This window comes from Buttiauxella sp. BIGb0552 (assembly GCF_004366275.1).
In the GTDB taxonomy this organism is placed as follows: domain Bacteria; phylum Pseudomonadota; class Gammaproteobacteria; order Enterobacterales; family Enterobacteriaceae; genus Buttiauxella; species Buttiauxella gaviniae.
Genome location: NZ_SODY01000001.1, coordinates 758752 through 771365, shown reverse-complemented (window position 1 = coordinate 771365; position 12614 = coordinate 758752). Strand labels below are relative to the sequence as shown.

The window sequence follows — 12614 nt, the reverse complement described above, 5'->3', positions numbered from 1 at the left end:
CCATCTGGAACATTCAAGAGGGTATGTTAATACTTGTGATGAATGTTTGAAAAGTGTTAATGGCACATAACGTTAATGCAAGTTTTTATGAGCGAAAGTGTTTTGTGAGGATTTCCGCGGCGATTGGAGTGATTTTTCCGGAGTGAACAAATATTTTCATATTCCTGCATCCAGTTCATTTCCTCGTACGTATATCAGAGTGTGAGCCAACAACGTGCTCCTGACTCAATGAGGAAATAACCATGAACAGAATCCTTACTGCTGCTATCTCTACCTCGTTACTGTTTAGTGCCGCCAGCATGGCTGCCATGATGTCAGACTCCGTGATGGTGGGTGGCGCTGCGATGTATCCTTCAAAAAACATCGTAGAAAATGCGATCAACTCTAAAGACCACACAACCCTGGTTGCAGCGGTAAAAGCCGCGGGTTTGGTCGATACCCTTCAGGGAACAGGGCCGTTTACGGTGTTTGCGCCAACTAATGCAGCGTTTGCAAAACTGCCCGCAGGGACCGTTGAGAATCTGGTGAAACCGGAAAACAAAGCGGTACTGACCAACATTCTGACTTATCACGTCGTGGCTGGAAAATACGACATGAAGCAGCTTGAGAAAAAAATTAAAGAGGGTGGTGGCCATGCGGAACTGAAAACCGTGAACGGGCAACCTTTATGGGTAATGAGTAACGGCCCGCATAACATCCAGTTGAAAGATGCCCAGGGAAATATCGCGAATATCAGTACTTATGACGTAAATCAGAAAAACGGTGTAATTGACGTTATTGATACTGTCCTGATGCCTAAATAAATCCTGTCTATACTCGGTGTGAGTGACTGACTCACACCCAATCAGGAAAGATATGGATAATCAGCAAGTGCAACAACAGGTAGCGCTTGTGCGGGCGGTTGCCGATGGTGACCGCCGCGCCTTTGAACAACTTTATCGCCAGACGTCACCGATGCTTTTCCCGGTAGCGTTACGTATGTTGCGCCGCTCATCATGGGCCGAAGAAGTTCTGCATGACAGTTTTCTTGCCGTCTGGAATCGCGCTGCAACTTATGATCCTGCCTCCAGCTCCCCGATGACCTGGCTTACGCATATTGTGCGCAATCGTTGTATCGATTGGCTAAGAAGTGGCACCGCTCGTAGTAGTGAACTGGAAGATGAACTGACTGAATATACTCCAGTAACGAGTTATCAAAATGAAGATAGCCAGCACGATGATAAGCAGGTCGACAAACTCACACATTGCCTTGCTCATCTGCCGCCAGAACAACGGCAAAGCGTGGTGCTGGCCTACTATCAGGGGATGTCTCACAGCGAAATTGCGACCTGGTTGCATCAACCGCTTGGTACAGTAAAAAGTTGGGTGCGCCGGGCTCTGGACCACCTTAAGGACTGCGTAGGATTATGAAAAGCAGACACGATATCGACAGCGCATTGAGCGCGCAGTATGCCCTGGGCACCCTGCGTGGTAATGCGCGTCTGCGTTTCGAAAAACGCCTTGCGCAGGAACAAGAGTTGGCACAGCAACTTGGTCGTTGGCAAACCTTGCTGGCACCATTTGAAAACAATACACAGCAACAGATTCCGCCAGAACGAGTATGGAAAAAAATACAGCTCAGCTTACCGCCGCAAAGACCTACGTCATTGTGGAACTGGAATTACCTGGGATGGGCGCTGGCGGCTGGACTTGCCGCGGTTATTCTGGTGCCGTATTTCACCAGCCGATCACCCGATCTCGCACCGCTGGTGGTGTTAAACAGTAGCGATGCAACCAAAGGTCAATGGGTTGTCAGTGCTGACAGTGAACGTAAAACGCTGCAGTTGGTTTCGGTTCAGCCTCGCACCATTGCGGCCAATAACAGCTTGCAGTTATGGGCGATACCTTCGGGTGCAAAACCGATTTCACTTGGCTTAGTGAATGCCAGCGAGCCGACACAACTTACTGCAACCAATGTGGCTTTATCGCCAGGCACGACGATTGCAATCAGCCTCGAACCGCAAGGCGGCTCTCCAACGGGGCAACCGACCGGGCCAGTGATATTTAGCGGGACATTGTAAATAGCAGCAAAAAGGGCAGAAAATATTCTGCCCTTTTTCGCTACGAAACATCGGCTCAGTATGGGTTTACTTGACCTTGTGCGGCGCTTCCTCAGGGGGAGCGTCGGGATTGTGGGCAAGTTCTTGAACGCGCTTACGTGCGCCAAACCAGCCAATCACCAGCAACAAAGCAATCAGCGGAATAGATGCAATGGTATAAGTTCCGTTCGGGTAATCGAATCCCATCAACACCAATACGCTAAACAGGAAGAGCAGGGTTAACCATGAGGTGAACGGTGCGCCAGGTAATTTAAAACTAACGTCTTCAGCTTTCCCCTCTTTAATCGCTTTACGCAAGCGCATCTGGCAAACCATGATAAATGCCCAGGAAGAGATAATCCCCAGCGAGGCAACGTTGAGGACTATCTCGAACACTTGTGATGGCACTAGATAATTCAGTACCACACCAATCACATATATCCCAAGCGTAACCAATATCCCGGCATAGGGTACGTGCTGCTTGCTCATTTTCGACATGAACTGAGGTGCTGAACCACCCATCGACATTGAACGCAAAATACGCCCGGTGGAATAGAGGCCAGAGTTTAGGCTGGAAAGCGCAGCAGTCAGAACCACCATATTCATGATGTCGCCAATGTATGGCACACCGAGTTTAGAGAAAAATGTCACAAACGGGCTTTGTCCCGCCTGATAGGCGTTCCATGGCAGCAATAAAACCAGCAATGTCACGGAGCCGACGTAAAAAAGCCCAATACGCCAGATAACGCTGTTAATCGCTTTTGGCACCATTGTCTTTGGATCTTTGCATTCACCCGCCGCGGTACCCACCAGTTCGATTGAAGCAAAAGCAAACACCACGCCCTGAATAAGCACTAATGCAGGCAGTAACCCATGTGGGAAGAAACCACCGTTATCAGTAATTAAATGGAAACCTGTCGTGTTGCCATCAAGCATTTTCCCGCTGCCAAGGAACACCGTCCCCACCACCAGGAAGGCGACGATTGCGAGGACTTTTATCAGCGCAAACCAGAACTCCATTTCTGCGAACCATTTCACACCGATCATATTCATGGCACCGACAATACCAAGCGCACCGAGAGCAAATACCCACTGTGGCACATCGCCAAAAGCGCCCCAATAGTGCATATAAAGTGCCACGGCGGTGATATCGACAATGCCCGTCATTGCCCAGTTCACGAAGTACATCCAGCCTGCCACGTAGGAGGCTTTCTCACCGAGAAACTCACGGGCATAAGAAACGAAACTACCGCTCGAAGGGCGATGGAGCACCAGTTCGCCTAACGCGCGTAAAATAAAGAAAGAGAAGATGCCGCAGACCAGATAGACGAGTGCCAGAGCCGGGCCAGCCATTTGTAGACGTGCGCCAGCGCCCAGGAAAAGCCCTGTGCCAATTGCGCCGCCGATGGCAATCATCTGTACCTGGCGGTTACCCATTGCTTTGTGATACCCGGAATCATGCGAATTTAGCCAGCGGCGTTTAGCTGCGTGCTTTTCCGCTTCCGCTTCCGTTTTGTGTGTTGTGTTCATGTAGACCCTGTTCCTTTGTTAAAAAGACCCCTACGTAATGCCTGACGTTTTTATAACTTCCACGCCATGACAAAATCGGGCGACAGATCCTATCCATAAATGGTTAAGGACGCTAATGCCTTTTTTCAAAGAGTAGAGATTGTAGCGGTTATTCGAAGATGGCCTGCGACTACACAGGCCATTGTTGAAGGAGGGATGTTAGCGGCGCTGCCAACTTAACTGGTAGTGATAATGCTGCTTATCAAGCAAGTATTCCGGTGAAACGCTTGGGCTCCAGGAGTCATCGCCACCAACACCCATATGGAAACCATCCATATTTAAGCAGGTGCCTGTTTCTGCCACAAGCAAATGGCGATGCGAGGTTTCGCGCAATTGTTGTTGGCTAAAGCGGCTGATATTGAAGTGGAAATTCCCGCGCCACTGGTTGTCGCCGTATTCCAGTATTTGGGTATCGCAGCGCAAGCCATTCTCCGTTGGGAAAACATACGGTGTGTACAGTTCGTCAAGTGGAAGCTGCCAACTATCGAAGAGCGCAGATTGCTTGCGATCGGGGTAGTTTTCATGTGGACCCAGACCAAGCCAGTTCACTTCAGGATAGACTTCCGCCAGTTGGCAGGTCAGACCGATGCGCGCAGGTGGAGGTGTGCCATAAGCAATTTCAACATCAACATTGACGTGGAGTTCGCCCTGGCAATCAATTCGCCAGAGCTTACGGCTGATAAACAGCGTTTTGCCGTTGTGCTGCCAGCTATGAACGGTGCGCAGCTGCACTTCATTGTCCAAAGCCTCCGCTTCGCAGCTCTCCACACGTGGCTCAAGCTCATACATTCCTGCTGCCTTCCAACGCTCGACCCACGCGTTCGGGTCAATGCGCGTCACTTCGCTGACACCAATATCGTTATCAAGCGGTGCGCGGGTGAACTGATCTTGTAGTGGCTTTAATAGTGCAGGCTGCTGTGCCTTCCACCACTGGTTTAACAAACCAGTTTCGCGGTTGAACTGCCAGTGATGCAGGCCGAGGTGAATATCGAAATGGCAGTTACTGGTTACCAGTTCAGGCGCTTTACCATTAAAAGGCAGCGGGCTTGCGCTGAGGATACTCGGCAGTTGCCACTGATCCCATGCACAAATATGCCCGGCATCAGACCAGTCTGTGGCGTTGGTTTGCAGTACTTTTACCGTCAGCCACACATCACCGCTACCGCTGATTGCAGGGAGGGAATCGAACGTCATCGTCTGCTTACCTTCTGGCGCAATATCGAGCAGCATTTCACCTTCTGCGAGGGATTCACCTACTTGCGAAATCTGCCAAACCAGGCGTTCGTTGTTGCTGTAGCGGAACAGGTACTCGCTGGTTATTTCGAGGCGTAACGGGGTTTCACGATGAAGTTCAAACTGGAAAAACTGTTGTGCTTGTTGTGCTTCATACAATGCCGGATGCGCTGTGCGGTCGGCAAAGACAAGGCCGTTCATGCAGAACTGACGATCGTTAGGTTTGTCGCCAAAATCCCCGCCGTAGGCTGCGAAGGGCTCGCCATTTTCATCGTGTTTAATTAGCGACTGATCGACCCAGTCCCAGACAAAACCACCTTGCAGACGCGGGTGCTGGCGGAATGCCTGCCAGTATTTATGGAAACCACCAAAACTGTTGCCCATGGCGTGGGCATATTCGCAAAGGATCAACGGACGGGTTTCATCGGGCATGCCAATCCACTTTTTAATGGACCATTTAGGCACTGCCGGGAAGGGTTGGTCCTGGTCAACACGCGCATACATAGGGCAAATAATATCGGTTGCTGCGCTGTTGGCACCACCACCTTCGTACTGCACCGGGCGGGTGGGGTCGACAGATTTTATCCAGCGATAAAGTGCATCATGATTGGCACCGTGACCGGACTCGTTACCAAGCGACCAGATAATAATTGATGGATGATTAATATCGCGTTTCACCATACGAGTGACACGTTCCGTCATCGCGGGCAGCCAGCCAGGATCGTCACTCAGGCGATTCATCGGCACCATGCCATGGGTTTCAATGTTTGCCTCATCCACCACGTACAGACCGTAACGGTCGCACAAGCGATACCACAACGGATGGTTCGGATAATGCGAGCAGCGCACCGCATTAAAGTTGTGCTGCTTCATCAAAATAATGTCGCGGCGCATGGTTTCGACATCCATCACCTGGCCAAATTCCTGGTGATGTTCATGGCGGTTGGTACCGCGAATGAGCAAAGGTTTGCCGTTGAGTTTTAACAGCCCTTGATGGATTTCGACTTTACGAAAGCCCACGTCATAGGCTTCTGCCTCTATTGTCACGCCTGCGCTATCCAACAAAATAATGACAGCACGATAGAGGTTGGGGATTTCCGCACTCCACAACAAAGGGTTTGCGACAGGCATTCGGATAGTGGTGCGGTCGTTATAGGCTCCACGTTCATCAATAATCTCGCTGACCAGCGTTTGTTGCCGCTCACTCACGAATTCTTCGCCGCGCCACAGCTGCACTTTTACCTGTAACGCGCCATCGGTTTCGCCTTTCACCGCAACAGCTGTTTCCAGTATCGCATGGCTGAAATCTTCGTTTAAATGGGTGGCAATATGCACATCGCTCAACTGGGTGGAAGGTTTATGCAGTAGTGTCACATCGCGGAAAATACCGCTCATACGCCACATATCCTGATCTTCCAGATAACTTCCATCGCACCAACGTAGCACCATCACCGCAATGCGGTTTTGCCCCGCGTGCAGGACTTCACTGAGGTCAAATTCAGAGGGCAGGCGACTATCCTGACCGTAGCCAATCCAGTGGCCGTTACACCAAAGATGGAATGCCGAATTCACACCATCGAAAATAATCCTCGTCTGACCATGATCAAGCCAGCATTGTTCGACATTAAATGTGAGCGAGTAACATCCAGTCGGGTTGTCTTGTGGCACAAATGGCGGTGTAACCGGGATGGGATAAGTGACATTGGTATAAATCGGGGCATCAAAGCCATGCATTTGCCAGTTTGATGGGACTGGTAAGATTTGACCATCGGCTAAATCAACCTCAAGCCAGCTTTCGGGAACACACTCGGGCTGAGTGAAGTAACTAAACTGCCACTCACCATTAAGACTGCGCAGACTTTCAGATGATGAGTCGTCACGCGCGGCGAGCGCATCACGCCAACTGGAAAATGGCGGGTGAGCAGGCAAGCGATTTAATTGCGTCACTGCTGGGTTCTCCCAGTCGCGTCGCCCAAGGATCGCGGCCAAAGTGGCCGCAACAGAACCCGATCTGATGGTCATACTTGATGTTCCTTTACATTTTGCGAAGCGCTCACAATTATTAATTAATATGTTTTTTACCTGCGCAGATGTAAAGCAGTAAAATAACTTCAGGTGAGGCGATTCACAAAAATTACTTTAGACGCGCGACCTGACGGGCAAGCACCGCAAGCGCGTCGGCCAGGGTTTGTGGTGACACAGCTTCAGAATCTGGTGCCGCCGTCGTTTTACGCTCAATAAGCGTGACGGGAAGGACGGTGGCATGGCCCGGTAAAGCGGGCGTGTGGATTTGGGCAATCAGTTGGTCAACGCTGGTATTCCCCAGTGCTTTAAAGTCTTGCTTGATGGTAGTGAGCGGCGGGATAAAACAGGCGCTGTCTTCGGTATCGTCATAACCCACCACTGAGACTTGCCCAGGAACGGATAACCCTGATTCATTGAGTGCACGTAATGCACCTAACGCCATTTGATCGTTAGCGACCAGCAGGGCGGTGAACTTCGATCCCGTGCTAATGAGCGCCAGTGTCTGGAGATAACCGGAGATTGAACTCCAGTCGCCCTGCAATTGTGCGACAGCCATCAGATGATGCTTTGCCAGAGCCAGTTGCCAACCTTCCAGGCGCAGGCGGGCTGAAACTGAGGTCAACGGCCCGCTCAGTAAAGCAATATGCTGGTGGCCTTGTTGGACGAGATGAGTTACTGCCAACTGCGTGCCGGTGGTGGCATCAAATGTGATGCTGTGGATATTGAGAGTCGGGGATACATCGAGGAACAATACCGGCACATTGCCGCACATGTCAGTGATGGCTCGAACTTGCTCATCTTCCAGAGGAATATTCACAATTAGCCCATCAACCCGCTGGGAAAGCAGGCTATTCACAGCACCTTTGCAGGCACTCAAATCAGGCTGCTCAATCATCGATATCACCACGTTAAAGTGGAGTTTGCTGGCCTGAGACTTAATGGCTGCGGCGATTTGCGACGGAGCGTGGAGGGACAAATTGCTGGTCACAAGCCCAATCGTGTGGCTCAGTTTTCCGGCTAGTTGCTGCGCCACCCGGTTAGGAACGTAGTTAAGTGCCAGCATCGCTGCTTCGACTTTACGGCGCGTTTTATCAGAAACGTGCTCTGCCTGATTGATAACCCGCGAAACGGTCTGATAGGAAACATTGGCATGTTTTGCCACATCATAGAGAGTCATCGACTTGGGTTTCATGGCGCATCCTTCTGGCACTTAATTTCCGGGGAGTAGTCTACAGGCCTGTTGTAGCCAGAGCATTATCGATCATTTGCCATGAAAAAAACGCTTTATAGTAAAGACATCGGATTTTAAGAGGTTGAGATGATGACTTTCGATCGACAAACCTATTTTGCGCGTATCGGTTTTCATGGTAAAGCCGTACCCACCTTAGAAACCTTGCAACATATTCATCTGCTGCATACTTGTTCCATTCCTTTCGAAAACCTGGATGCGCTTCTTGGTCGAACGATCAGGCTTGAGCTCGATAATGTTTTTGAAAAGCTTGTTGTCGCTGGGCGAGGAGGCTATTGCTATGAGCAAAATGCCTTGCTGCGCGCAGCGCTTGAAGACATTGGTTTTGAAGTGGAAGACCTGGCGGCGAGAGTGTTGATCACGCAACCGCCTGAAATGCCAGCAAGAACGCACCGACTATTGCTGGTGACGATAAATAAACAGCGTTATCTGGCAGATGTAGGATTTGGTGGGAAAACACTGACTTCCCCTTTGCGGCTGGAAACTGATGTTGAGCAGCCTACGGCGCATGGTGTCTATCGCTTAACGCATCTGGACGGCGATTACTTGCTGAGCATCAAACAACAAGATGGCTGGATGCCTCTGTATCGATTTGATCTGCAACCCCAATATTTCAGTGATTTTCAGGTCGCAAATCACTATGTTTCGACCTGGCCTGAATCGCATTTCCGTCATCATTTAATGTTGTGTTTGCATAAACCCGATGGCACGACGTTAACGCTGAGTAACCGGCAGTTTAGCGGCGAGCAACGCGAGGATATGGCTGATGAGAGGGCGGTGTATCAACTACTGCAAGAAAAGTTTGGCTTGCGGTTGGACCACGAGCAGTACGGCATCAGCTTTGATGAGTTTGCCTCTATCTGCCCCAAATGATTTTCTATTGCTATAACTTGATATTTTAACGTAAGAATAGAGTTCGCCATTCAAAGGAGATTTGTTGTGCCGCATATTACCATAAAGCACTTTCCGCGTGAGTTGACTGAAGAACAAAAAGAAGCGCTTGCCGCTGATATTTGTGCCGTGCTGAAGAAGCACTTTAATTCATCTGACGAGTCGCTCTCTGTTGCGCTAACCCCTATCCAGAAAGATCGCTGGAAAGAGGATGTCTACGATAAAGAGATAGCTCCGGCACTGGATACTTTGGCCAAAAAACCGGGTTACAGTATGTAGTCTCACTACATAGCCGCTCTGTTATCCGGAGCGGCTATGGCTCTTTAGCTATTGGTCACATCACTCAACAGCACGGCAATACTCTTGCCACCCTCGTTTTGTTCAAGTGCTATTTTCACCGCGATAGTCAGTGGAACCGACAGTAGCATTCCCACCGGGCCCAGCAGCCAGCCCCAAAAAATCAACGACAAGAAAACCACCAGAGTAGATAAACCCAATCCTCGCCCCATCATGCGTGGTTCGATGATATTGCCAAACACCAGGTTGATGGCCAGATAACCGGCAACGACAAGCAGTGCATCATACAGTCCACTAAATACCAGCACCTGCGCAACCGGTGGGATTGCTGCGAGAACGGATCCAATATTGGGAATATAGTTGAGTGAGAAGGCGAGCAGCCCCCAGACAAAGGCAAAACGCACATCCAGCATGGCTAACATTATCCAGACCACCAACCCCGTAACCAAACTGATAGCGGTTTTTAGCACAAGATAATGGCTGACGCTGTCCAAAGCTCGCTGGATAGCACCCATACCTTCTGCCGGTCGGGACATCAATTGTTGAAGTTTTACCGGCAATTGCGGTACTTCAATCAACATAAATACTACGGTCAGAAGCAGTAAAAAGATTGAGGTCATCGCATTGGAAAGCTGAGTGATAAGACTTGTGACTAACGTCATTGCCGCGTTCGGGTCGATATACTTAACCAGTTCATCCACCGACACAGAAATCCCGACCCGTTGTAGCCACGGATCAAGTGTTTGCAGAGGGGAGATTAACAAGGAACGGTATTGCGGCAGCGTACGCGTCAGCTCATTAAGCGTGGTTCCCAGGTAGGCGAGCAGTACAGCCATGAAGAAAATAATTACTGAAATGACGAAGGTGATCGCCAGCACTCGCGGGACACGTATGCGCTCCAGACGACGAATCATTGGGTTGAGGATAATGGCAATAAACAGTGCCAGAATAAATGGCACGATTATCTCAGCAGCCACTTTTATCCCCACAAGGATGATGACTAACATCCCCAACATAATGACTACTTTTAATCCACTTAACGTAATAATGGGTTTTGCCATTATTGACGGTCTCCATCAGAATAATCCGTTCCTTAATTGTCTATATAGTACGGGTGGGGAAAGGAGGGGTATACACTTATTTTCTGCCACACAAGCGTAAAGAATTGAAAATGGAAGTCAGGCATCTTGCGAAATATGGTACAAATTCAGCGTGTTTGACTACTGAGGACAATTTACTATCCGCAACTGATGAGAAGCAACACCGCGGATACGTTGTGAAAACTATGGACATTATGCTTACGAACAAGCTGTTCAAAATGTTATTAACCCATCAAGCCCCATCTTTCTCTTCTGCTTTCTCGCTTTCCGGTGAACAACACTGGCGTAACGCGCTGTAGATTCACTCTCCTGTTTTTCCCTTGATACTTCGCGCCCAGTTGCGTTGACTGCACCGGCTTGCTTACGGTCTTGTCGCCTTACTGGTACACGAATTATTTCGGGTAAATAAGCTTATTTTTTATTCAGCTTGTGCGCTTTATTTAGCACCTTACAAGCATTAGTACGGCTATTTTCTCTATCAGGAGAGGAATCATGATCTATTGGATATTATTAGCATTGGCTATTATTGCCGAAATTACCGGCACGTTATCCATGAAATGGTCCAGCGTCAGTGATGATAATCTCGGCTATATTTTTATGCTGTTGATGATCACCTTGTCTTATATTTTATTATCATTTTCGGTTAAAAAAATCGCCCTTGCGTCGCGTATGCCATGTGGGAAGGAATTGGTATTTTATTTATTACCCTTTTCAGTGTTTTGTTGTTCGACGAATCGATCTCACTACTGAAAATCATCGGTCTGACCACGTTAGTGGTGGGGATTGCTTTGATTAAATCGGGAACCAGCGCTAAAAAAACGCGAACGGTAAAACCAGCAAAGGAGAGCGAACATGCAATCATTTGAATGGGTTCACGCGCTATGGCTGTTCCTGGCAATCGTGTTAGAAATTGCCGCTAATATTTTCTTGAAACACTCTGATGGTTTTCGCCGTTTTGGCTACGGCATATTGTCGCTGTGTGCAGTTCTGGCAGCCTTTAGCGCGCTTGCGCAGGCAGTAAAAGGAATTGAATTGTCGGTCGCTTATGCACTGTGGGGTGGCTTCGGCATTATTGCCACCGTGGCGGCTGGCTGGATTTTATTCGGCCAGCGTCTTAACCGTAAAGGCTGGGTGGGGCTGGTTTTATTACTAGCGGGCATGGTGCTTATCAAACTGGCATAAAAGCAAACCGCCGGGCGTGATACCCGGCGGTGAAATTATTGGCTGGCTAAACTCTGTAGCTGGTCACGAAACCCCGTCACAGAAATCGCCCTATTATCTGCACGATAACGATCTTTCGCCGCAGGCGCTGAGCTCTGCACCGCAATCAGCTGCCAACCATTTTCCGTTTTCAGCATCAAGGGTGAGCCACTATCACCAGGCAATGTATCGCACTGATGCGAGAGAACAGTTTTCTGTGCCCAGCCGGTAATCAGGCAATCGTTATGGGTATAAAGATCGTCCAGATGATCCTCGGGATAACCCGACTGCGTGACTTTACGATTCTGATTTTTAAGCGCTTCGGTTAGTGCGTCACGATCACCCTCAAACAATGGCAACGGCGTGATACCTGAAGGCGGGTTGTGCAAAATAATCAGACCAAAATCATGAGGTGCTGCATTGGCAGGGACAATCCAACCGTCGCCATCGGGTTTAAGGCGACGACCCAGCGTTGATTCAACCCGACCTTCAATATCATGAATTTCATAACGCCATTTGCCTTTATTAGACACAAAGCGCAAAGCGATGGCTTTATCGGGTTTCCCATGGGGTGGTTGCAGCAAACAGTGCCCGGCGGTAAGTGCCAGGTGAGGGGAAATTAATGTCGCGGTGCAAAGATTGCCGCTCGCCGTCTCAAGTTGACCGATAGCATCCCACGGCGGTGTTGCGGGATCATTCACTCTTGTGCGGTCATCCTTGCCAAAAAACAGCGTTTTGACATTCGCAGCACTTTCGTCATCAGCATGAGAAAGGGCAGGCAACAAACACAGTACACCTAACAACATCACAACTTTTTTGCGCATATCACTCTCTGTGGGGCGATTAATTTTGATTGTTATATAAACCCAGCGAATGGACTAACTATAGACGGGTCGCACAAAAAGTGGGAGTAAAAAGTCATTACAGCCAGAAGCTTAGCGTAATAATGCCGCAAAGAATAAGCAGCGTGAG

12 protein-coding genes are annotated in these 12614 nt (G+C 49.3%); 7 read left to right on the top strand and 5 right to left on the bottom strand.

Features of this window, described 5'->3' with window-relative positions:
• The first annotated feature begins 242 nt into the window (after positions 1 to 242).
• Genes EDF88_RS03555 through EDF88_RS03545 form a run of 3 tightly spaced genes read left to right on the top strand, consistent with a single transcriptional unit; the run spans position 243 to position 2060 of the window.
• A complete protein-coding gene (locus tag EDF88_RS03555) occupies positions 243 to 803 on the top strand; it encodes a fasciclin domain-containing protein (RefSeq protein ID WP_064518527.1) in 561 nt (186 codons plus the stop codon).
• Positions 804 to 855: 52 nt separating this feature from the next.
• Positions 856 to 1410: a sigma-70 family RNA polymerase sigma factor gene (locus EDF88_RS03550; RefSeq protein WP_064518530.1), complete on the top strand. Its 555-nt coding sequence runs from the start codon at positions 856 to 858 to the stop codon at positions 1408 to 1410.
• On the top strand, positions 1407 to 2060 hold the full coding sequence (locus tag EDF88_RS03545) for an anti-sigma factor (RefSeq protein WP_134182955.1): 654 nt from the start codon (positions 1407 to 1409) through the stop codon (positions 2058 to 2060). The genes EDF88_RS03550 and EDF88_RS03545 overlap by 4 nt, the downstream gene beginning before the upstream one ends.
• Positions 2061 to 2126: 66 nt before the next feature.
• Here EDF88_RS03545 and ansP read toward each other — a convergent pair whose 3' ends face one another.
• From ansP to EDF88_RS03530, 3 genes are all read right to left on the bottom strand, one after another.
• On the bottom strand, positions 2127 to 3608 hold the full coding sequence (ansP, locus tag EDF88_RS03540; protein WP_134182953.1) for an L-asparagine permease: 1482 nt from the start codon (positions 3606 to 3608) through the stop codon (positions 2127 to 2129).
• 198 nt (positions 3609 to 3806) lie between these two features.
• On the bottom strand, positions 3807 to 6902 hold the full coding sequence (locus EDF88_RS03535) for a beta-galactosidase (RefSeq protein ID WP_134182951.1): 3096 nt from the start codon (positions 6900 to 6902) through the stop codon (positions 3807 to 3809).
• Positions 6903 to 7014: 112 nt separating this feature from the next.
• On the bottom strand, positions 7015 to 8097 hold the full coding sequence (locus EDF88_RS03530) for a LacI family DNA-binding transcriptional regulator (protein WP_134182949.1): 1083 nt from the start codon (positions 8095 to 8097) through the stop codon (positions 7015 to 7017).
• Positions 8098 to 8223: 126 nt separating this feature from the next.
• On the opposite strand from EDF88_RS03530, the gene EDF88_RS03525 reads away from it, so the two are divergent.
• Both EDF88_RS03525 and pptA read left to right on the top strand, forming a co-directional pair.
• Positions 8224 to 9027: an arylamine N-acetyltransferase gene (locus EDF88_RS03525; RefSeq protein WP_243839571.1), complete on the top strand. Its 804-nt coding sequence runs from the start codon at positions 8224 to 8226 to the stop codon at positions 9025 to 9027.
• 66 nt (positions 9028 to 9093) lie between these two features.
• Positions 9094 to 9324 (top strand): tautomerase PptA, encoded by a 231-nt coding sequence (gene pptA / locus EDF88_RS03520; protein ID WP_134182948.1) that lies wholly within the window; start codon positions 9094 to 9096, stop codon positions 9322 to 9324.
• A gap of 44 nt (positions 9325 to 9368) precedes the next feature.
• Here the strand turns inward: pptA and EDF88_RS03515 are convergent, their stop codons facing one another.
• On the bottom strand, positions 9369 to 10403 hold the full coding sequence (locus tag EDF88_RS03515) for an AI-2E family transporter (protein ID WP_134182946.1): 1035 nt from the start codon (positions 10401 to 10403) through the stop codon (positions 9369 to 9371).
• A gap of 531 nt (positions 10404 to 10934) precedes the next feature.
• Between EDF88_RS03515 and EDF88_RS03510 the strand changes: the two genes are divergently transcribed.
• Both EDF88_RS03510 and mdtI read left to right on the top strand, forming a co-directional pair.
• A complete protein-coding gene (locus EDF88_RS03510; RefSeq protein WP_347876562.1) occupies positions 10935 to 11192 on the top strand; it encodes an SMR family transporter in 258 nt (85 codons plus the stop codon).
• 102 nt (positions 11193 to 11294) lie between these two features.
• Entirely contained in the window at positions 11295 to 11624 is a 330-nt protein-coding gene (gene mdtI / locus EDF88_RS03505; RefSeq protein WP_134182944.1) for a multidrug/spermidine efflux SMR transporter subunit MdtI, read from the top strand.
• A 35-nt stretch (positions 11625 to 11659) separates the two neighbouring features.
• Here mdtI and EDF88_RS03500 read toward each other — a convergent pair whose 3' ends face one another.
• The gene (locus tag EDF88_RS03500; RefSeq protein WP_134182942.1) at positions 11660 to 12466 is read right to left on the bottom strand and encodes a serine protease; all 807 of its coding nucleotides are present in this window, start codon (positions 12464 to 12466) and stop codon (positions 11660 to 11662) included.
• Positions 12467 to 12614: the final 148 nt, after the last annotated feature.

Bases quoted from the DNA above. Each gene is read 5' to 3' on its own strand.
- mdtI (WP_134182944.1), top strand. From the start codon at position 11,295: ATGCAATCATTTGAATGGGTTCACGCGCTATGGCTGTTCCTGGCAATC.
- EDF88_RS03500 (WP_134182942.1), bottom strand. From the start codon at position 12,466: ATGCGCAAAAAAGTTGTGATGTTGTTAGGTGTACTGTGTTTGTTGCCT.
- EDF88_RS03530 (WP_134182949.1), bottom strand. From the start codon at position 8,097: ATGAAACCCAAGTCGATGACTCTCTATGATGTGGCAAAACATGCCAAT.
- EDF88_RS03510 (WP_347876562.1), top strand. From the start codon at position 10,935: ATGATCTATTGGATATTATTAGCATTGGCTATTATTGCCGAAATTACC.
- EDF88_RS03545 (WP_134182955.1), top strand. From the start codon at position 1,407: ATGAAAAGCAGACACGATATCGACAGCGCATTGAGCGCGCAGTATGCC.
- EDF88_RS03515 (WP_134182946.1), bottom strand. From the start codon at position 10,403: ATGGCAAAACCCATTATTACGTTAAGTGGATTAAAAGTAGTCATTATG.
- EDF88_RS03555 (WP_064518527.1), top strand. From the start codon at position 243: ATGAACAGAATCCTTACTGCTGCTATCTCTACCTCGTTACTGTTTAGT.
- EDF88_RS03525 (WP_243839571.1), top strand. From the start codon at position 8,224: ATGATGACTTTCGATCGACAAACCTATTTTGCGCGTATCGGTTTTCAT.
- EDF88_RS03535 (WP_134182951.1), bottom strand. From the start codon at position 6,902: ATGACCATCAGATCGGGTTCTGTTGCGGCCACTTTGGCCGCGATCCTT.
- EDF88_RS03550 (WP_064518530.1), top strand. From the start codon at position 856: ATGGATAATCAGCAAGTGCAACAACAGGTAGCGCTTGTGCGGGCGGTT.
- ansP (WP_134182953.1), bottom strand. From the start codon at position 3,608: ATGAACACAACACACAAAACGGAAGCGGAAGCGGAAAAGCACGCAGCT.